The 20,661-nt window shown below is 31.2% G+C and carries 21 protein-coding genes and 2 pseudogenes; 18 read left to right on the top strand and 5 right to left on the bottom strand.

The genetic code is table 11. The annotated features are described in order from the left end of the window. Positions 1 to 186 precede the first annotated feature (186 nt). Both KA824_RS00855 and KA824_RS00850 read right to left on the bottom strand, forming a co-directional pair. Positions 187 to 1,596, bottom strand: coding sequence for a glycosyltransferase family 2 protein (locus KA824_RS00855; protein WP_154409630.1), 1,410 nt, complete (start codon positions 1,594 to 1,596; stop codon positions 187 to 189). Between the two features lie 1,371 nt (positions 1,597 to 2,967). Further along, complete coding sequence (locus tag KA824_RS00850) at positions 2,968 to 3,315, bottom strand: MerR family transcriptional regulator (protein WP_107523493.1); 348 nt, start codon at positions 3,313 to 3,315, stop codon at positions 2,968 to 2,970. Positions 3,316 to 3,392: 77 nt separating this feature from the next. Between KA824_RS00850 and KA824_RS00845 the strand changes: the two genes are divergently transcribed. From KA824_RS00845 to KA824_RS00790, 13 genes and pseudogenes are all read left to right on the top strand, one after another. Further along, positions 3,393 to 4,076 (top strand): type 1 glutamine amidotransferase domain-containing protein, encoded by a 684-nt coding sequence (locus KA824_RS00845; protein ID WP_002506275.1) that lies wholly within the window; start codon positions 3,393 to 3,395, stop codon positions 4,074 to 4,076. 21 nt (positions 4,077 to 4,097) lie between these two features. Beyond that, positions 4,098 to 4,763 (top strand): SDR family oxidoreductase, encoded by a 666-nt coding sequence (locus KA824_RS00840; protein ID WP_002506276.1) that lies wholly within the window; start codon positions 4,098 to 4,100, stop codon positions 4,761 to 4,763. A gap of 3 nt (positions 4,764 to 4,766) precedes the next feature. Further along, positions 4,767 to 5,771 (top strand): NADP-dependent oxidoreductase, encoded by a 1,005-nt coding sequence (locus KA824_RS00835; protein ID WP_107523492.1) that lies wholly within the window; start codon positions 4,767 to 4,769, stop codon positions 5,769 to 5,771. 9 nt (positions 5,772 to 5,780) lie between these two features. Next, the gene (locus tag KA824_RS00830) at positions 5,781 to 6,146 is read left to right on the top strand and encodes a DoxX family protein (protein ID WP_069821800.1); all 366 of its coding nucleotides are present in this window, start codon (positions 5,781 to 5,783) and stop codon (positions 6,144 to 6,146) included. 313 nt (positions 6,147 to 6,459) lie between these two features. Beyond that, positions 6,460 to 6,846: pseudogene (gene isaB, locus KA824_RS00825) on the top strand (immunodominant staphylococcal antigen IsaB family protein); the annotation flags it as partial. A 138-nt stretch (positions 6,847 to 6,984) separates the two neighbouring features. Beyond that, positions 6,985 to 7,130 (top strand): annotated as a pseudogene (locus KA824_RS12840) (hypothetical protein); the annotation flags it as partial. A 162-nt stretch (positions 7,131 to 7,292) separates the two neighbouring features. Continuing rightward, a complete protein-coding gene (locus KA824_RS00820; RefSeq protein ID WP_107523490.1) occupies positions 7,293 to 8,792 on the top strand; it encodes an NAD-dependent epimerase/dehydratase family protein in 1,500 nt (499 codons plus the stop codon). Positions 8,793 to 8,841: 49 nt separating this feature from the next. Then, complete coding sequence (locus KA824_RS00815; protein WP_002467556.1) at positions 8,842 to 9,342, top strand: TspO/MBR family protein; 501 nt, start codon at positions 8,842 to 8,844, stop codon at positions 9,340 to 9,342. Between the two features lie 4 nt (positions 9,343 to 9,346). Then, a complete protein-coding gene (locus tag KA824_RS00810) occupies positions 9,347 to 9,820 on the top strand; it encodes a glycosyl-4,4'-diaponeurosporenoate acyltransferase CrtO family protein (protein ID WP_107523489.1) in 474 nt (157 codons plus the stop codon). After that, positions 9,821 to 11,311, top strand: coding sequence for a phytoene desaturase family protein (locus tag KA824_RS00805; protein ID WP_056936130.1), 1,491 nt, complete (start codon positions 9,821 to 9,823; stop codon positions 11,309 to 11,311). Between the two features lie 66 nt (positions 11,312 to 11,377). After that, complete coding sequence (locus tag KA824_RS00800; RefSeq protein WP_107523488.1) at positions 11,378 to 12,421, top strand: glycosyltransferase family 2 protein; 1,044 nt, start codon at positions 11,378 to 11,380, stop codon at positions 12,419 to 12,421. Positions 12,422 to 12,476: 55 nt separating this feature from the next. After that, positions 12,477 to 13,358, top strand: a complete 882-nt coding sequence (locus tag KA824_RS00795) for a phytoene/squalene synthase family protein (protein WP_154409631.1) — start codon at positions 12,477 to 12,479, stop codon at positions 13,356 to 13,358. Further along, on the top strand, positions 13,355 to 14,860 hold the full coding sequence (locus tag KA824_RS00790) for a phytoene desaturase family protein (RefSeq protein ID WP_154409632.1): 1,506 nt from the start codon (positions 13,355 to 13,357) through the stop codon (positions 14,858 to 14,860). Before KA824_RS00795 ends, KA824_RS00790 begins: the two co-directional genes overlap by 4 nt. 176 nt (positions 14,861 to 15,036) lie before the next feature. On the opposite strand, the gene KA824_RS00785 is transcribed toward KA824_RS00790, so the two are convergent. Next, on the bottom strand, positions 15,037 to 15,462 hold the full coding sequence (locus tag KA824_RS00785; protein ID WP_016911010.1) for a pyridoxamine 5'-phosphate oxidase family protein: 426 nt from the start codon (positions 15,460 to 15,462) through the stop codon (positions 15,037 to 15,039). A 183-nt stretch (positions 15,463 to 15,645) separates the two neighbouring features. Between KA824_RS00785 and KA824_RS00780 the strand changes: the two genes are divergently transcribed. From KA824_RS00780 to KA824_RS00770, 3 genes are all read left to right on the top strand, one after another. Then, positions 15,646 to 17,019: a cryptochrome/photolyase family protein gene (locus KA824_RS00780; protein WP_107523729.1), complete on the top strand. Its 1,374-nt coding sequence runs from the start codon at positions 15,646 to 15,648 to the stop codon at positions 17,017 to 17,019. Positions 17,020 to 17,049: 30 nt separating this feature from the next. Continuing rightward, the gene (locus KA824_RS00775) at positions 17,050 to 17,481 is read left to right on the top strand and encodes an antibiotic biosynthesis monooxygenase family protein (RefSeq protein WP_016911012.1); all 432 of its coding nucleotides are present in this window, start codon (positions 17,050 to 17,052) and stop codon (positions 17,479 to 17,481) included. Positions 17,482 to 17,686: 205 nt separating this feature from the next. Next, positions 17,687 to 18,241, top strand: a complete 555-nt coding sequence (locus tag KA824_RS00770; RefSeq protein ID WP_181187308.1) for a DUF488 domain-containing protein — start codon at positions 17,687 to 17,689, stop codon at positions 18,239 to 18,241. Between the two features lie 131 nt (positions 18,242 to 18,372). Here the strand turns inward: KA824_RS00770 and KA824_RS00765 are convergent, their stop codons facing one another. Next, on the bottom strand, positions 18,373 to 18,546 hold the full coding sequence (locus KA824_RS00765; RefSeq protein ID WP_096808003.1) for a hypothetical protein: 174 nt from the start codon (positions 18,544 to 18,546) through the stop codon (positions 18,373 to 18,375). 15 nt (positions 18,547 to 18,561) lie between these two features. Then, positions 18,562 to 19,707 (bottom strand): globin domain-containing protein, encoded by a 1,146-nt coding sequence (locus tag KA824_RS00760; RefSeq protein ID WP_096808004.1) that lies wholly within the window; start codon positions 19,705 to 19,707, stop codon positions 18,562 to 18,564. Between the two features lie 216 nt (positions 19,708 to 19,923). Between KA824_RS00760 and KA824_RS00755 the strand changes: the two genes are divergently transcribed. Together KA824_RS00755 and KA824_RS00750 are read left to right on the top strand one after the other, a co-directional pair. Beyond that, positions 19,924 to 20,343: a hemerythrin domain-containing protein gene (locus KA824_RS00755; protein ID WP_096808005.1), complete on the top strand. Its 420-nt coding sequence runs from the start codon at positions 19,924 to 19,926 to the stop codon at positions 20,341 to 20,343. A 1-nt stretch (position 20,344) separates the two neighbouring features. Further along, complete coding sequence (locus tag KA824_RS00750; protein WP_181187307.1) at positions 20,345 to 20,647, top strand: hypothetical protein; 303 nt, start codon at positions 20,345 to 20,347, stop codon at positions 20,645 to 20,647. Positions 20,648 to 20,661: the final 14 nt, after the last annotated feature.

Raw genomic sequence — 20,661 nt, 5'->3', positions numbered from 1 at the left:
TTTTTATTTGAATAAATTTCAATTTCCCTGCTTGGTTGGCCAGTGTAAACATTGTTTGTATTCAAATAACTCCTCAAAACTTTAAGAATTATACAAAATTTGATTCGAAATACTTCTTATTTATAGTTTCTTAAATTGTTGCTAAACTCTCTTCTTGTTATATAGTTAGTAATATTAGCAAAAAAGTTAATCTTTTTTTACATAGCCCAGATTACCATTAACAGTTTCATAAAAATTGAATTGCATTCCTGATTTAATAACAGACCCATTTAAATTTTCATCAAGAACTGTCAGAGCTAATTTTCCTTTTGGCAGTTTATTTGTTTGAAATTGAACTGTGTATTCACCAGGTTTGAAAAGATTTTTTTTGATTTTTAAAACTGTATAGTTTGTTGGGTCCTTTCTGCTTTTTATTTCAAGATATTTTAATTCTGAGTTTTTAGAATTTAGTTTTAAAAAAATATTTTCATCTTTTTGAAATATTTTTTGTAACGTAACATGTATTCTCTTTTTATAGATATTTCCATTATATGAGTAATAATATTTATCGTTTAAAACATGTAGTTGTTTATCGTCTTTCTTTAAATAAAAGTTAACAAAATCTATAATCTCTTGTTTGTTTCCATTTTTTATAAGTTTTATAGCCTGTTGATTTAATTCATCATCGACGTAGTCTAGTGAATTAAAATTTTTATCTATGATATCTAAAATATCTTGAAAAACAGGCAGTAGCATATCAATTTCTTTAATAAATTGTTTCTTATAAAATTTACCTTCTAAGATATCTTTGTTTATGATTCGATATAACAAACTAGTAAAAATTCTATTGTTTTTATATTTATTTATTAAATAAATATAGGCTTCATTTTGCCACTTCATACGATTGACTACAGTAGATTCTTCTGATTTTACTAAAGAAATATTTTCATCATATCGATTAGCACAATAGACCACATCTTGCGTGGTACTGATATTTTTAGTGTTAAAAAATACTTCGGCAAAAAATTGTAAATCTTCTCCATAAATCATTTCTGGAAAACGGATATTATTTTTTTTGATTACCGAAGACTTAATCATCCTACCAGCAGGTGCTAAATGATAAAATGACTTTCTGAAATTTTTTAAATCAACTTTTTTATGTGCAATTTTAGATAAAGCAACACCACTACGTGCAATATGATCAGTATATACATACTTTGTAAGACCTGTAGCATAGTCTGTTTTATTTGATTTTAAAAGTGTATATAATTTTTCAATTGCATCTGAAGGTAACCAATCATCTCCATCTACAAACATTATATATTTCCCTTTACTTAAATCAATTGATAGGTTACGAGGTTCTGCCGGCGTTCCTGAATTTTCATCTAATTGTACAAATTGATAATTAACAAAGCTTTCGACTTGTTTAGATACAATATCAGATGTACTATCCGTGGAACAATCATCTACAACTATTATTTCAAAATCACTTTTATCCATTGTTTGATTTAATATACTATCTAGTGTTTTTTTAATAAACTTTTCTTTGTTATAAGTACTTATTAGTACGCTAACTTTAATTTTATTATTCTTTTTGTCATTTTTTATAATTTTCATTTTTTACTCCTATATCATTTTGTAAGATTTATTTTTTTTATACTTCAATTAGTTCTAATTATCATTATGTAAATAATGGGTTTTTGTATTTAACTCAATATTTTTAGTATCCTTATTTATTGTACTACTCTTATAATAGATTATATAGTTCTTTTTATATTTATATATATTTTTAGCGTAGCAGATAAATGTTTATAGTTTAGTTCTATTATTTCATGTTATTATTAGAAAATTAGACTGTTTTTACAATATAGCTTAAATATTATAGTTGATGTTTATATCAATTATATTTGCAGTTAAATAGTTGGAATGATATTCAAAGTAAATTTACTAAAGCATTTAGAGATTTGTATAATGATTGAGTAATAAAAATTTAGTAGGTTTTCAAAACGAACCAGAGGCAAGATAATATGATTGAGATATGGACTCATAGAAATAGATGGGTATTTAAGAGATATTTTAAGAAAGCATTAACTCAATTTGTATTATAATTTATAGACCTATTTCTAGTTGAAGTAGAACTGCTGAATTTAAAAAAGCAAGAAAAAATATAATGCATTATTATATTCAATTGCTTTAATAATAAAGATATATCTGTAGATAAAAATAATATATTTAAGAGGCTACTAAATGATTTTAAGAATTAGTTTATATTAGCCTCTTTCTTTGTAGAAAAGGTTAAGGAAAGTGATTAAGTTAATGTGTCACTTTACGACTAAAATAATTAGTTATATTACTTACAATTTTTGATTTTTTAGGTACTGGTACTATATAGTTTCCGTTTGGAATTTTAATAAGTAAATTATGGAAGAAATAAAGTTAGTCAAAGTATTTTATCAGATAAAGATGTTAAAATTCTTAATATTGAAAATAAAGCGTACATTGAAATTCACGTACCAGAAGCACCTTATTCGAAGAAGCCGATATATTGCGAACTAAAAAAGTAACTAAAAGTTTAGAATCATTTCTTAGGAATAAATGAAAAGCAAGAGATAGATGTGAAGTGCTTGGATTATACAATGGCTCTGCATCTTATTTTTACCAATAATTAATAAGTATTATAGAATACCCCATCATCAACTGATAAGCAGAACTCGTCAAGAGATGGCAGATAAGATAGTTTTAGTACTCTGTAATTTTAGGTATAAGGTATATTATAACCATTTTAGTCTATCCATCCATCGCCCACTCATTCTATTCTAGCTTATCCACCCGACGCAATTTTTTGACTCATTCCAGCTTTGCCTATCCACCTATCGCCCTTTATCTACGCACTCCACCTTTAAAATCTACAATTTCCTTATGCTTATTCATTCACTATCCCTCCATACTCTTCTCATCGTTCTTCTAATTCACACCCCTTTTCCCTCGTCACTCGGTCATGGCAGTTTGTAATTCTTGTTCAATTAAGTCAATATGTGTACTGATCAAATTCCGTTGTTCATTCAAGAATTCTAGGTGTGCGCGTAACACGCTTGGGACATCTATTTGGTTTTGATAAAGCATGTCTGTGTTTTTTCGGATTTCTTTTAATGGCATATTCAAATTGCTTAGGCACTGGATAAATTTAATCATTTCGATATCGTCGTCTGTGTATAAACGCTTGTTATTGCTATCTCGGTCGATGTATTTCAAGATATTCTTTTTCTCGTAATAACGCAGTTTGCTTTTAGGTATATTGCAATAATCTGAGACATATTCAATGTAATATTGTTTCATGTAAGCATATCCTTTCTCTTAAACCAAGGTTTAACTGATATTGTACTCTATATAAATATGAATGAGGAGGAAATACAATGAAAAAAGCTTTAATTGTTGTAACAAACATTGCAAAATACGATAATATAGACAGACCTACGGGTGCGTGGTTCTCAGAGGTTACGCACTTTGCGAAAGATTTCTATGACGCAGGTTATGATGTTGATTTCGTAAGTCCGAACGGTGGATATGTGCCTCTTGATCCTATCAGTCTTAGCCCTGAAATGATGCGAGCTGAGGACTGGGAATACTATATGGACCATGATTATATGAACAAATTTGGACAAACGTTATCTCCAAAAGAGGTTAATTCTAGCGACTATCAAGCCATTTACTTTGCAGGTGGACATGGTGCGATTTGGGATTTTAGAAATAACAAAGAACTTAACGACATTGCGTTAAGTATTTACAATAACCAAGGCGTTCTCTCTTCTGTATGTCATGGTGCGGCTGGTCTACTCGACATTAAAGAAAATGGCGATTACCTCGTTCGTCATAAAGACGTGACTGGTTTTACAAATAGTGAAGAACAAGCAAATGGTACAACTGAATACATGCCATATTTATTAGAAGACGAATTTATTAGTAACGGTGCACATTTTAAAAAAGAGGATGACTGGAGCAATTTCGCAGTCGTAGATGGTCGCATTGTGACTGGTCAAAATCCTCAATCAGGACATGCTGTTGCTGAACACGCTTTAAAAATCTTAGCTAATCAATAATTTCATAAAGGAGCGATACACATGAAATCAATAATTATCGGTGCTAATGGTGGCGTCGGTCAACATCTTATACGTAAACTGAAAGCACGAGATGTTGATTTTACTGCCGGTGTTAGAAAAGAAGAACAAGTTGAATCTTTAAAAGCAGATGGTATCGATGCAACATACATTGATGTCGCAAAACAATCTATTGATGAATTAATAGAATTATTTAAATCGTATGATCAAATCCTTTTTTCCGTTGGTTCTGGTGGGAGCACAGGTGACGATCAAACAATCATTGTAGATTTAGACGGTGCAGTGAAAGCAATTAAAGCAAGTGAACACGTCGGTCATCAACACTTTATTATGGTATCAACGTACGACTCACGTCGAGAAGCGTTTGATGCGTCAGGCGACTTGAAACCATACACTATTGCTAAACATTATGCGGATGACTACTTAAGACATGCAAATTTAAAATATACCATCGTGCATCCAGGCGCATTAACTAACGATCATGAAACGCAACAATTCAATATGAGTGCGCAATTTGAAAATGTACAAAATCCGTCTATTACAAGAGAAGATGTAGCAGAAGTGCTTGTTTCTGTGTTAACTGATGAAACATTAAAAGGTCACGAATTCCAAATCATTAATGGTGATTTATCATTATCAGACGCAACGATTAAATATCTTGAGGAATAATAAATGAATAATCAACAAATTGTACTTGCAAAACGACCACAAAGTATCCCTCAAGACGATGTATTTAGATTTGAAACAATAGAAACTCGAGAACCACATGCAGGTGAGGTTCAAGTAGAATCCATTTATGTATCTGTAGATCCTTACATGAGAGGCAGAATGAATGATACAAAAAGTTATGTTCAACCTTTCCAAGTGAATGAGCCATTACAAGGTCATATTGTTGGAAAAGTTACACAATCGAACGATGAACGTATATCTGTCGGCGATTATGTCACAGGCATATTACCATGGAAAAAGATAAATACAGTGAATGGAGACGATGTGACCCCTGTGCCATCAAAAGATGTACCATTACATTTATATTTGAGTGTTTTAGGCATGCCGGGAATGACGGCCTATACAGGATTGCTTCAAATTGGTCAACCACAATCTGGCGAGACGGTTGTCGTGTCAGCTGCATCAGGTGCAGTAGGCTCTGTCGTAGGACAAATTGCTAAGATTAAAGGCGCAAAAGTTGTCGGTATTGCTGGTGGTAAGCAGAAAACAACATATTTAACAGATGAATTAGGATTTGATGCGGCCATTGACTATAAACAAGATGATTTCGCACAGCAACTCGAAGCGGCTGTACCAGATGGTATTGATGTGTATTTTGAAAATGTAGGCGGCGCAATTTCTGATGAAGTGTTTAAACACTTAAATCGATTTGCACGCGTTCCGGTATGTGGTGCAATTTCAGCATATAATAATGAAAAAGACGATATTGGACCACGTATCCAAGGAACGTTGATTAAAAATCAAGCATTGATGCAAGGTTTTGTAGTAGCACAATTCGCTGATCATTTTAAAGAAGCAAGCGAACAACTCGCACAATGGGTGTCTGAAGGTAAAATTAAATTTGAAGTGACGATAGATGAAGGTTTTGACAATTTACCTTCTGCATTTAGAAAGTTATTCACAGGAGAGAATTTTGGTAAACAAGTTGTCAAAGTCGCTGAAGAATAGGAGAAGACTATGAAAAATATCATCGTAAGATTCATATTTAGTTTACTGTTTTATAAAAGTGGTGTTGCACACTTTAAAAATAAAGATATGTTTTTAAAAATAGTGCCGTCCTATTTACCTTTCAAACACGCAATAGTTAAGTATTCGGGCATATTAGAATTTATAATTGCTTTTTATGTACTCGGTGCTAAAAATAGATCACGCGTAAGAAAAGTAGTACAAGGATTCCTTTGGCTCGTATTTCCTGCAAATATTTACGCTGCACGTAAGAACATCTCTTACAAAGATGAAAGAGATGAAACAGATAGTGTTAAGCAGCATGTCATTCGTTTACCATTACAATTTGTCATGGTCGCACTTGCGAAACTATTATAAGACTTATCATAGCCACGCCTGGAACATTACTTTTGTTCCAGGCGATTTTTTAATATTTACACTTAAAATCGACGTATATCAAATGATTCTCTTGACAACGCTTATGTACTCTTTGTTTAAATAAGCTCATATCAGACATTTACTTTTCAATTTTTCTATAGTGATAAGCTTCTAAATTAAGAAAAGCATAAGTTAATTTGCGTGTATGAGTGTAAGAAGAAATAAAAAATGTATTTTATCATGTGATGCTATCGCAACATTGTAACATTAATGTAATAACGTGACCTGTAAGACAAATATGAGGAGGGTTTTTATGAAAAAAGTTTCTAACTTTATTTTAGCTAGTAGTTTAGTTTTGGGCTTTTTCGTAACGCCCGAATTATTTAATATCACTCAAGCACATGCGCAAGAATCTGTGAAACCTTATTATAGTTACAGTGGTTATACAGCAAATCAAAGTAATTTTATTCTAGATAAGAATTTTAAAACATCTCAAAAAGCTGATAACTTCAAGATTAATAATCACAAGATTACTAAAAATGCATTAGCTAAAAATAATAAAGATTTACACGATCCAACATATTACGGGGTTTCTAATCATAAAACGAATGGTGTTTTCTTCTTATTAGACGGTAAGTCAGTGAGCAAAAAAAAATTATTGAATCATTACGGTGAAGCAAAGTATACATCTACATCAGCCTGAGCCAAAGAATATATGTATAAAATAGAAAATGATGACTTTTAAAATATAAAGTTGTAGTAGACACATTGTAAAAATAAACTTAAATTGCTCAAATACTTTTCAATAATATCAAGATATATATTAAATCGAAAGTGATTATATAGTACCAAAGCAAATATGATACTAATTCCAGCTTATACAGGAAAAGATAAAGAATTTTTTATACTAGTGACATCATTAAAGCAAGTAAGATTATTCCTTTTTTAGTCAAATTCTTGTGGTTTGATAAATTTATTGATTAATTATTATAAATAAAGATTGAAAAGATTTAAGAAGGGTACAATATTAAGTAAGAGACTTGGAGCTCTTGTCAATTAAGATAATGAGCAAGTGAGCTCGTTAAGTTAAAGATGAGCTGAGGTAAAGTTTACCTGCCCATCTTTTTCTATTTGGAGGCTAAATATATGAAAAAAATATTATTAACAGGCGCTTCGGGATATATCGGTAGTCACTTAATGAATAAATTAAAAGATAACTATGAAATTATAGCTATTTCTAGAAATATAGAAAATAAATCAAATGAACACAATGTTACTTGGAAGGCAGCTGACTTGTTTGATTTAAATGAAATCACTGAGGTAATGGAGGATATTGATATCGCTATATATCTTGTCCATTCTATGATGCCTTCAGCTAAGTTGACGCAGGCGAGCTTTGAAGATATGGATGCATTATTAGCTGATAATTTTGCTAAAGCCGCAAGTTATAACAAAGTTCAGCATATTGTATTTATGAGTGGTTTGATACCTAATACAAATGAATTATCACCACATTTAAGAAGCCGTTTAGAGTGCGAACAGATTTTAGGATCATATGGTGTACCAGTAAGTACTTTAAGAGCTGGTTTGATTATAGGCTCTAAAGGAAGTTCTTACCCTATATTAAAAAAATTAGTAGAAAGATTACCTGGCCTGTTACTACCAAAATGGGCTTATAATACAACATTGCCAGTTGCAATAGACGACGTGATTGACGGTTTATATAAAATTGTAGAGCGTAATCCAAATGAGAACGAATCGATAGATATTGGTGGACCTAGTCATATGACTTATAAAGATCTATTCAAGCAAACTGCAGAGGTACTAGATAAACGATTACCTACGATAGATTTGCCTATTATTCCCATTTGGCTAAGTAAATATTGGGTGAAACTTATTTCAGGTGTTCCAAAAGAAATGGTCTATCCGTTAATGGATAGCTTAATTCATGATATGATTAGAAATGATGAAAATATTGTGAAAGACATTTCTATAGGCAAGATTGATTATAAGGAAAGTGTGCGTAATGCCTTGGAAGAAGAAACTAAGACACAAAAGAAAGGGAAGTCATCACGTAAGGGCGATATTAAAGATGTTAGAGCAATATCAAGGGTAGTCTTACCTAAAGATGTAAATATGATTCAATTGGCAGAATCATATGCAAATTTTTTAAATAGAATTACATTAAATGTCGTTAATAGTGATTTTAACGAAGATAACTTTACGATTAGTGTGCCGTGTTTAAATAAGGACTTACTATTATTAAGTAAAGATTTTAAAGCTTCTAATAATGAGAGAATTTTATATCGAATTGTTGGTGGAGATTTCGCTTTAGATTCACATGGTGGTAATGCGAGATTAGAGTTTAGAAGATTACCTAATAGTGACGCATGTATCATAGCGTTACAAGAATATGAACCGACGTTACCTTGGTGGGTATATAAGTATACCCAAGCAAAAGTTCATAAAAGTGTAATGAATCTTTTTAAATTCAAGATTAATAGCCAAAAAACTAATAAAGGAGAATACTTTAATATGAAGAAGTTTATTTTGCCAATTGTTATTACAGGTGCAATTGTTTTGAAAGTATATGGATTGAAAAAGTATTTAGCTAGAAAAAATAACATGTCCAATGCCGAATTGTAACGGCTAAAATAAAGGCTAGTTACTTTTACAAAAAAAGAGGGGATCAACTATGAAAGCAAACGAGATAATTAAAACAATTATAAAAGTTATAACACCAATTACAGGTGGTAAATTTATAGGGAAATTTGCAGTGAAAAACGCGAGAAAAGATTATAAAAATAATGTTAAACCACCTTTTTCACCACCCGGCTATGTCTTTCCAATTGTGTGGCCAATACTTTATACAACGATGGGCGTAGCTTATGCATTAGTGACTAATAAATCTACTAGTAAGGCTTTGAAAGGTGCTTATTACTCACAATTAAGCCTGAATTATCTATGGTCGATATTATACTTCAAATATAAATTACGCTTTAGTGCGTTGATAGAGAGTGTTGTATTACTGGGCGCAGTAGTTACAACAACTGTAAAATTTTTCAATGTAAAAAAAGTTGCTGGCATTTTACTAGTTCCATATATGCTTTGGAGCGCTTTTGCTACTTATTTAACAGCTGGTAATTGGTATTTAAATAAAGATAACCCAAGCTATACAGCGAAATCTGAGCATTAAATTGATGAAAAAGATTATATATATTGCGCTATATTGGTTTATAGTTCAAATGATTATTGCTCAACTTGGTACTCGTATTAGTTATAAGTTCTTAGAAAAAGATAATCAGTATTTTCGAAGTTGGAATTTTGAACAAGAGGGTCAATTATGGCAACAATTAGTTAAAGTGCAATATTGGAAAGATCATTTGCCAGACGGTCAAAATCTTAACCCTAATATCAGTAGTAAAGCGACTTTCGATTTATCTAAAAATATGAATGATATACAGCGATTTATATTAGAAACTAGACGTGCAGAGGTGGTTCATCTGCTATCCATATTTCCTGTTATTGCGTTTTTTAAGGCGTCAAAAAGTGTTAAAATAATTAATTTTATATATGTCATTATAGCTAATGTGCCTTGTATGATTGTTCAGCGCTATAATCGCCCTAAGTTAATACGTATTTATAATAAATTACAAAAAAGAAAAGGTGATTAAATGGGAAATAAGAAAGTGGTTGTCATAGGAGGTGGCTTGGGAGGGATTGCCAGTGCAATTTGTATGGCTCAAGCAGGCTATCAAGTGGATTTATATGAACAAAATAAGCATATCGGTGGAAAGGTAAATAGGTTAGACATAGATGACTATGGATTTGATCTCGGTCCATCAATTTTAACCATGCCTAAAGTATTTCAACGCCTATTTCAACGATGTGATGAAAGGCTAGAAGATTATGTTAGCATTCGTAAGTTAAGTTTACAGATTAGAAACGTTTATCCAGATGGCCAAATTTTAGATTTATATGAATCCATGGAAGATATGTTAACAAATAATGAATCGTTAACAAATAAAGATATAGAGCAACTTTCTTCGTTTTTTAGTTACGCACAAAAGATACATCAAGTTGCTGAAAAAAGCTACTTTGATAAGGGATTAGATACGATGTTTGCAATTATTCGTTATCATGGTCCGTTTTCAGCTTTAAAGCAATTCGATTATTTTCATACAATGCAACAAGCCATTAATAAAAGGGTAGATAACCCATATTTAAGAGAAATGCTAGGTTATTTCATAAAATATGTCGGCTCCTCATCTTATGATGCTCCGGCTGTATTGAGTTTATTACCTCAAATGCAACATGAGGAAGGTTTGTGGTACGTAGATGGTGGCATTCATAAGTTAGCGGAAGCGATGGAACAATTAGCGAGAAAATTAGGTGTGGGCATACATTTTAACACCCCTGTAAAACGTATCAATTATAATAGTCAAAATAAGGTGACAGGGATAACAATAGAAAGTAATAAGGAAATATATGCAGATTACATTATATCTAATATGGAAGTAATCCCTGTTTATAAGTATTTATTGAATTTTGATGCAAACCAAATAAACAAATTGGAACGTAAATTTGAGCCAGCTAGTTCAGGTTATGTCATGCATCTTGGTGTGGACAAAAGTTATCCAGAGCTTCAACATCATAACTTTTTCTTTTCAAGTAATTCTAAAGTTAATTATGATCAAGTTTTTCACCAGTATGTTTTGCCTGAAGATCCGACTATTTATGTAGTGAATACAAATAAAACAGATAAGACACAGGCGCCAGAGGGACACGAGAATATAAAAATATTGCCACACATACCGTACATTCAGAGTAAGTCATTTAGTGAAGCAGAATATCTGCAATTCCAAGAACGTATATTGGATAAATTAGAGTCCATGGGCTTGAAAGATTTGAGAAAGCACATTGTATATGAAGACGTATGGACACCACATGATATAGAAAATACATACAATTCTAATAAAGGAGCTATATATGGCGTAGTATCCAATAAGAAGAAAAATAAAGGTTTTAAATTTCCTAAAAAAAGTCAGTACTTCAAAAATTTGTACTTTGTAGGTGGTTCTGTAAATCCTGGCTCTGGTATGCCTATGGTTACTTTGAGTGGTATGCAAGTAGCAGAAGCTATTATTAATGGAGAAAGTAGTTGAGGCTGAATGATACTTTATATAATAGCAATAGTATCGACGATACTATCACTAATAAGTGGAATGTGTATGTATGCGCGTCGAGCGATTATAAATAACTCCGGAAAAGGAAGAGGTCAGACAGCCGTCAGTGTTATTGTACCTGCTAGAAATGAAGCGGAGAACTTACCTAAATTACTTAACAGTATAAGTAAAGAGCAAGAAATAGAAGTAATTGTTATGGATGATGGTTCAACTGATGAGACACAAGTTGTCGCTAGATATTATGGTGCGAGCGTATATACTGTTGAAAATGATACTATATGGCAAGGTAAGTCACATGCTTGTTGGCAAGGTAGCAAATATGCAATGCATGATTTATTGATGTTTGTTGATGCTGATGTTCAGTTTGCTTGTGATGATAGTATTCAAAGTATAGCCAATCAATATGATTTACAAGGTGGTAAAGGTTTGTTGTCAATACAACCTTATCACAAGATAAAAAAGCTATATGAAAATATATCGGCGATTTTTAATTTAATGACAATCGTAGGTATGAATCAATTTTCAATCACGAAATCAGCAAATAATGAGCAAGGCGCGTTTGGACCAGTCCTTGTGACAAATAAGCAAGATTATAAATTGACACAAGGACATTTGAAAGCTAAAAATCAAATCATTGAAGGCTTTGCAATAAGTAAAGCATATAATAAGCAAGGTTTGCCAATTAGTTTGCATGAAGGCCAAAGTGTAGTGAATTTTAGAATGTATTCTCAAGGATATAAAGCGCTATTAGAGGGTTGGAGTAAACATTTTGCACTTGGCTCTCAAATAACTAAAAAGTCTACGCTTACGTTTGTATTTTTATGGCTATTTGGTTCACTTACAACAGTTTTAGCGATAATTTTTTCAATTAATTTAGGCTCGATATATATATTATTAGCTATTACTTTATATTTTATATATGCTGTACAGTTTCATATATTTATTCGAAGAACAGGAAATTTTAATATCGTTGCGAGTTTATGTCATCCACTGCTCTTCATATGCTTTGTCGTGATATTTTTTAAATCATGGTTAGATATCAATGTATTCAAACGTATATATTGGAAAGGCCGTAGAATAAATTTATAGCTTAGTTTTTTATACAAATGTCAAGAAGTTCTAGGCTTACTGAGGAGGCCAATAAATGAATCAATTAGAGAGAGATTATAACCATTGTCACAATATAATGAAAGAACATTCAAAAACGTTCTCATATGCCTTTGATTTTTTGGATCTAAAAAGGAAAAAAGCAATTTGGTCTATTTATGCAGTTTGCAGAATTATAGATGACAGTATTGATAAATACAAAGACCTTGAGCAATTAGACGGCATAGCTAGAGATTTAGATGTGATTTATAGCGATTGTGATTATATTCAATCGTATCAAAGTGACGCAGCTATTATGAATGCTTTAAGTAATACATTGAATACATATACAATACCTAAAAAACCGTTCGAATCTTTAATTCAATATGTGAAGGAAGATTTAGTTTTAAAAGAAATGCAAACTGATTCAGATTTATATGAGTATTGCTATGGTGTGGCAGGTACTGTCGGTGAATTGTTAACTCCTATATTAACTTCATCAAATGAAAATAATTTCGAACAAGCTGAAGAAGCTGCGATTGCTTTAGGCAAGGCAATGCAAATAACTAATATTTTAAGAGATGTCGGTGAAGATTTTCAAAATGGAAGAATTTATCTAAGTGTAGAAAAATTAGCTCAATATCGAGTTAATCTACATTCTATATATTATGAAGGAGTTACGCCAAATTATATAGAACTGTGGGAAAGTTACGCTACAGAGGCAGTTAGGTTATATGATATTGCATTAAACGGTATTAATTATTTTGACGAAGAGGTACGTTACATTATCGAATTAGCTGCGATAGCTTATCATGAAATACTTGTGGAAGTAAGGAAGGCAAACTATACGTTGCATAAGAAAGTATATGTAAGCAAATTGAAAAAAATGAAAATTTATCGTGAACTTAGTGCGAAATATAATAGGAGTGAAACATTATGAAGATTGCAGTTATAGGCGGCGGTGTTTCAGGTTTAGCTGCAGCTTCAAGATTAGCAGCAAACGGTCACCAAGTAGATTTATATGAAAAGAACCAACAAATAGGTGGCAGGATGAATCAGATCAAGCAAGATGGATTTACATTTGATATGGGACCAACCATCGTAATGATGCCTGAGATTTATCGAGACGTTTTTAATTACGCTCAAAAAAATATGAATGATTACTTGGAAATTAAACAATTATCACATATATATGATGTTTATTTTAGTGAAACAGATCAAATTCGCGTTCCTACAGATCTTGCTCAATTAAGAGATATGCTTGAAAGTATTGAACCTAACTCTACACATGGTTTTATGTCCTTTTTAACAGATATATACGAAAGATACGAAATAGCACGAAAATATTTTCTAGAACGTACGTTTAGGAAACCTACAGATTTTTATAATCCTTTTATTATATATCAAGGTATGAAACTCAAAACATTTGATAAAGCAGATAATTTAATTGAAAAATATGTTGATAATGAAAAAATCCAAAAGATTTTAGCGTTTCAAACATTATATATAGGTATCGACCCTAAACGAAGCCCGTCATTGTATTCAATTATACCCATGATAGAGTTAATGTTTGGTGTTCACTTTATAAAAGGTGGTATGTATAGCTTTGTCAGAGCGCTTCAAACGCTAAATGAAGAATTAGGTACTCAAATTTATACCAACGCAAACGTTGAAGAAATTATCATTGATGGTAGGTATAAGTGTGCGGAGGGACTAAAAGTAAACGGACATATAGAAAAGTATGACAAAATAATTTGTACTGCTGATTTCCCATATGCTACTTCATCTTTAATTAAAAATGAACATCATCCTAAGAAGTATACGACACAGAAAATTGATAATATGGACTATTCTTGCTCAGCCTTTTTAATGTACATAGGGGTTGATAAAGATTTATCTGAAGATATCTTGTTACATAATGTTATATTTTCAAAGGATTTTGATAATAATATCAATGAAATATTTTCCGGGGAAATATCCCAAGATCCATCAATATATGTATACGCTCCTAGTGTGGAAGATCAGTCGTTAGCGCCAGAAGGTCAAACAGGTATTTATGTGCTGATGCCTGTTTCAGAATTGAAAACAGGTGATACGGATTGGTCCGATGAGTCAACAATCACACAAGTGAAAGATATTATTTACAATAAGCTTTCTACGATTAAAGCGTTAGAAGATTTGAAAAAGCAAGTTGTGACAGAAATTATTTATACACCTAAGGATTTTGAAGGAGATTATAATGCTAAATTTGGAGCAGCCTTTGGTTTAATGCCTACTTTAGCGCAAAGTAACTATTACAGACCGCCTAATGTGAGCAGAGATTACAAAAATTTGTATTTTGCTGGAGCTAGTGTTCATCCAGGGGCAGGAGTGCCAATTGTACTGACGAGTGCTAAAATTACAGTTGATGCTATGTTAGAAGATATTAATAATGGTATATAAAAAACGGGAGTGGGACAGAAATCAAATTTTCTAATATAGATTTCGTAGTCCCACCCCGGCAAGGGTGACTAGGATTGAAAAAAGCTTGATATAATAGCATTTTCAATTCAGTCACCTACTGCCAAATTGAAAACGAGCCTGAGACATCTATTTATGTCCCAGGCTCGCCTTTTTAACTAATCGAACGTAATGGTTTGTGGTGTGTCTAATTTTTTATCGTTCATAATTTTTATGGATTTTGGTATTACTTTAATTACACACAAGTTTGGATCATCCTTAGAGTCAAAAAAGGACTTATCTTGTTTGTTCCAAATCCAATCAATAGTCTCTTGATCTTTCAGTATTTCAACATTAGCATCAATTTCTAGAAAACTACGATTATTCGTTTCATCGTAACCTATAAGTACATGAGCTTTGGGATTATCTTTAAATTCAGCAATTTTTTTAGACTCAATGCTTGTCTTAGTATAAAGTGTGTGTCCATCATTATAAAATACCATGTATCTACTATTAGGTGTATTGTTATGTGCAGTAGATAGGACACCTATTTTTGATGTATTTAATATATTTTCAATTTCATTTTGTAATTGTTCGTTATTCATAATTTAATCACCTCTGATAATAATATACCCTGAAGTTGCCTATAATATGTAAGGTATTAAAATTTATTTTATTTTTTAGTGAATTATACAAAAGTTAAAACGGGTATATGATTGAAAACACAATCTTAAGTTAAAGGACAATTATAAAGTGAATTTGTATGAAACAAGCTGGGAGGCAATAAAATGCATTTAGGAGTCATACTTAACAGAGTTTTTAGAACGAAAGATAATCCACTTTTTCAATATATAGTGAAGCATCAAAATGAGATAAATAAATTGTATTTTATCTTACCTTTAGAAGATTTAACTGACGCATCAGAAGTAAAACGTGAATATTACTATAAAGTTGTAAAAGGATTTGTAAATGCTTTAGATAAGCATGATATACAACCTCATATTGTCACATATGAAAAGCTAGGTGAATTAGCCGAAACATTGGCGTTATCTCACGTATTAGTAGCAAAAGATATTATGAGTTATCACAAAGAAATATATGACTATCCTCATGTAAAAAAGGCTTTTGAAAATCACCAAGTTACAGTAATTGGACAGCGCGTGAATCATTATTTTGAGCCAACAAAGACTTTTAATAAACAGCAACAGCCTTATAAAGTATTTACTAGTTTTTATAAAGCAAATCGTCAGGATTTAGTAAACACCCCTAAAAAAAGTTATCAATTTAAGCAGTTGTCTCAAATTGCAGAAAAGGGTTCAAATCAAAGTGACTTAAAATTTGAAAATAATAAAGATATAGAAAAGTTAGCGCGTAAAGCTTGGGATGATTTTTTAAATAGTGACATAGCTCATTATGATAAATTGACTGACGATGTGTCGCAGGATTTTGTAAGTGGATTAGGTAAATATTTAGCATATGGACTACTCGATATTCGTGAAATTATAAATGATTTACTTGAAGATTATGAGAGCGATGAAAAAAATTATGAAGCTTTTATAAGAGAGGTTCTATTCCGTGAATTTTATTATGTGTTAATGACACAGTATCCAGAAACGGCAACTAAATCTTTTTCTGAAAAATATCGAAACATGCAATGGTCTTATAATAAAACACATTTTGAAGTATGGAAAAAAGGTCAAACTGGCTACCCAATCGTTGATGCTGCAATGAAGAAGCTGAATCGTACAGGATATATGCATAATCGCTTACGAATGGTCGTATCACAATTTTTAACGAAAAATTTATTTATTGATTGGACTTGGGGGGAGGAGTACTTTAGACAGTATTTGATAGATTATGATAATGCATCTAATGTACATGGATGGCAGTGGTCAGCATCAACTGGAACAGATGCAGTGCCTTATTTCAGAATGTTTAATCCTATACGTCAAAGTGAGCGTTTTGATGCGCAAGGGTATTTTATTAAAACACAGCTAGAAATATTTAATGATGTGAGCAGTAAATACATTCATGATCCAACTAAATATAAAGACAAGTTACAAGAAATTTATCATATTGAAATTGGAAAAGATTATCCACAGACTATCGTGAATCATAAAAATAGTAGAGATTATGTTATGGATAAATTTAAGCAATTTTGACATATCATCCAATAAAAAGGAGTGATTCATTTGTTGAAAAATGAAATACATCGTATTTATTTAGACAAAAATAATAATGAGGTAACTATTAATAGATTTAATGTGACATATCACTATACAATATTAGAACAAATTAATGATTTGCCACAATATGGTTATGCAGTTTTAAACCATTTATATGCTAATCCTGGTTTAGAGGCAGACTTCGAGCGTGTGTTCTTAAATAGAGATAAACATCTAGAGAATACTGAAGGGTTTGAAAATCTATTATTTCTAAAGCCACATAGTACACATGAACATCATGTTATCATTACGTTTTGGCAAGACGAAGCAGCTTACAAACATTGGCAAGAGTCTCAGGAATATAAAGCATCCCATAAAAATAGAGGAACCAAACAAGGTGCTGATAAATCTATTGTAAACAGAAACCTATCATTTAATATTAGTTTAGAATTTAAATAACATAATTTTTGAATTAAATGATATTTCTGCAAACATATAGGCGAGTTATTTAAATACTAACTTGCCTATTTTTTAAGCGATATAAAAATTTTAGCAAAATCACTGATAAGGGGAGCCCTACCACAAATAAAACTAAAAATCATATTGTATGATATATACTTCTTAAAAATACTTATATTTTATAAGTCATGGAGGGTAAAATAAAATGACAATATTTACGATAGGCCATTATAATTATACGCTTGATACATTTCTAAAGATGTTAGAACAAGCGAAGATAACAAAAATTATTGATGTGAGATCATTTCCAAATAGTAAAAACAATCCACAGTATAATCGAAATGAGTTCTCTGTTTGGTTAAAAGAACATAATGTAAAATACAAACACATTTCATTGCTAGGTGGAAGAAGCAAACGTTCAAATATAGTTGGAGAAAATTTGAATGCTGGGTGGCAAAATCAATCATTTCACAATTATGCAGATTATACTTTGACTAAAAATTTTAAAGAAGGTATCAATATATTGATGAAAGAGAAAGAAAATCATATGATTGCTTTGTTATGTGCAGAACGTCATCCTTCACGATGTCATCGTTTGATTATTAGTAATTGGCTAGAGTTGCATAATGAAAAAGTCGTTCATATTATTGTAAATAATAATGATAAAGTAGCGCTAATACCGCATGAATTAGGGCAGTGGGGAGCTTTACCTATTATTGAATATGACGGAGAAGTTGTATATCCAACTACAACAGAGTAATTTTATATAAATAATCCAAATTTAATATTAACAAAGCAAGCTACCATTTTTTAAATGTTAAACTATCATTAACTATAATAAAAAGGTTAAGTATAAATATACTTAACCTTGATTGGTAAATTTATAAAAATTTAGTTTGTTTTTAATTTTTTTAAATATTTTAAACCTAAAGCAAAAAGTGTGTAACCTATAAATATTTGCGACATTACTTTAATTAAATTGTTATTTTTAACGAGTATATTTGAAATTAAATTACTTATTAAATACAGCACAAATACTTTAATATATCTTTGATTGATTTTCATATTTGATAACTCCCTTTAAACTTCGACACTTAATCTCGGCACAAATGTTTCATAATGAACGTGGTTCATATCATGATCTAGAGCTTTTAATGCATCTATAATGGAGTGTAAAAAGCTCGTTCCACCACAGATATAAATTTCAGGGTCATTTATTAAGTAGTTTTTTAGATTATCAGAATTGAAGTAGCCATGTTTACTTTTTAGATGTGTCTCTAATTTTGCACTAACGTTGTTATGAGCAATCATTTCAAAATCTTCTTTAAAAGGTAAGTGTGCCTCATCACTTCCAACCTGTATCATTTGTGATTCAAGGCCTTCTGAAGAGGCTTGATTAAACATCGCTACCAAAGGCGTTACTCCAATTCCAGACCCTATGAATAGTTTTGGATGACTTGTATCTTCTAAAACAAAGCCACCGACAGGTGCAGCCAAATTAATCATATCACCTTCATTGACTTCATCGTGTAAAATGGTTGAAACTTCTCCTTCGTATTCGTCAGTTGTATCCCGTTTAACACCAAAAGTTAAATGATTTTCATCACCAGAAGTAATTGAATAGTGACGTTTAGCTCGATAAGGTAGTTTTTCACTAGAAAGATCTACAGTAATATATTGTCCAGGTTTAAATTGGCTTAAATCATACTCTGAAGATTCAATTGTAAATGATTTAACATCTTGAGACTCTTGTTTGATTTTAGAAACTTTAAAAGGTTTAAAGCCAATCCATAACATTTGATCATATATGCTTTTTTCAATCTGTATAAATGCATCTGCAAGCTCTCCATAAGCTTTAACCCATGTTTGGATGATAGGATCATTATCTTCTAATCCTGTAACATCTTGTATTGCTTTGATTAAATTTTCACCGACAATGGGATAATGTTCAGGATAAACTTGTAAAGCACAGTGTTTATAAGCAACAGGCATAATTACAGGTTTAATCGCATCTAAGTTATCAATGTTAGCAGCCCCAGCTAAAACAGCTTGCGCTAAAGCCGATGATTGCATGCCTCTTTTTTGATTTGTTTGATTAAACATATTTAATAATTCAGGATGAGCTTTGAACATTTTAGGATAAAAAATTGAAGTAATTTCTACACCCTTTTCTTGTAATAGAGGTACGGTTTGTTGAATAATATCTTTTTCTTCTTTCGTAAGCATCAAATTCCTCCTTTTGTTCTTTAATTCCATTGAACCACTAAAATAAATACAATTCAATAAACTATTGTCTTAAATTGTGAAAATTTTAGCAATTTTCATACTTTTAAAACAAACATGTAAAATTTTGTTTTGAATAGAGTTGCTTACAATAACAATAAGGTGTAGCATTACATTATAAGGAGATAATATAAGCATATATGATAGGGGGAACGTTAAATGGCAGGTCCTAGTTTGAAAAAGTCCGAAAGTCATAATTCTATTCATGAAGCTTCTTTAAATGAAGCTAGAGAGATTACAGCAGTGCTAAAAAAAACGATGAATCAAAGAAACAAAGCTTTAGAAATTGCATATGTTTTATTAGAGCATTGGGAAGCAAGAGTTCTTGCTCATGCCGATGTTGAAGAAGAAGGATTATACCCTGAATTAGCAGGAGATAATCCCTCTCAAATAAAAATTATGCACAGACTTCAAAGAGACCATGACTTATTAAGAAAATTAGCAAAACAAATTAAGTTAGCATTAAAAAATGAGGAAATGAATCATGAAGTATTGGTAAAATTTTATACTATGATAGAAGTGGATGATTTACACAATGAAGATGAAGAAGCTTGGGTTGCAAGTAAGGAGAAGGGATAAAATGATTCAGAAAAAGGAAAAACCATTAAGATTTGTTAATGAAGATATATATAACTTAATGGTGAATGAGTTAGAAAAGAATAATATACATTTTTTTGACGTTGATGCTACTGCAATTGTAGATGGGGATAATTTAGAAATTTCTGTCCGTTATGGCGAAACATTTCAACATGGTACAAGTTGTTATTTTAAGAAACAAGCGCTTGAAGCGCCATATAATGATATATTGAATTTTTTTAAATATACAACAGCAGCATGTCATCGAATATTTATTTCAGAATATTTCAAAATGATAATGCCATAATGAATATGGGGGGA

The sequence above is a fragment of the Staphylococcus sp. GDY8P198P genome, assembly GCF_017891615.1.
GTDB lineage: Bacteria > Bacillota > Bacilli > Staphylococcales > Staphylococcaceae > Staphylococcus > Staphylococcus cohnii.
This window is presented reverse-complemented; position numbering and strand designations above follow the sequence as displayed.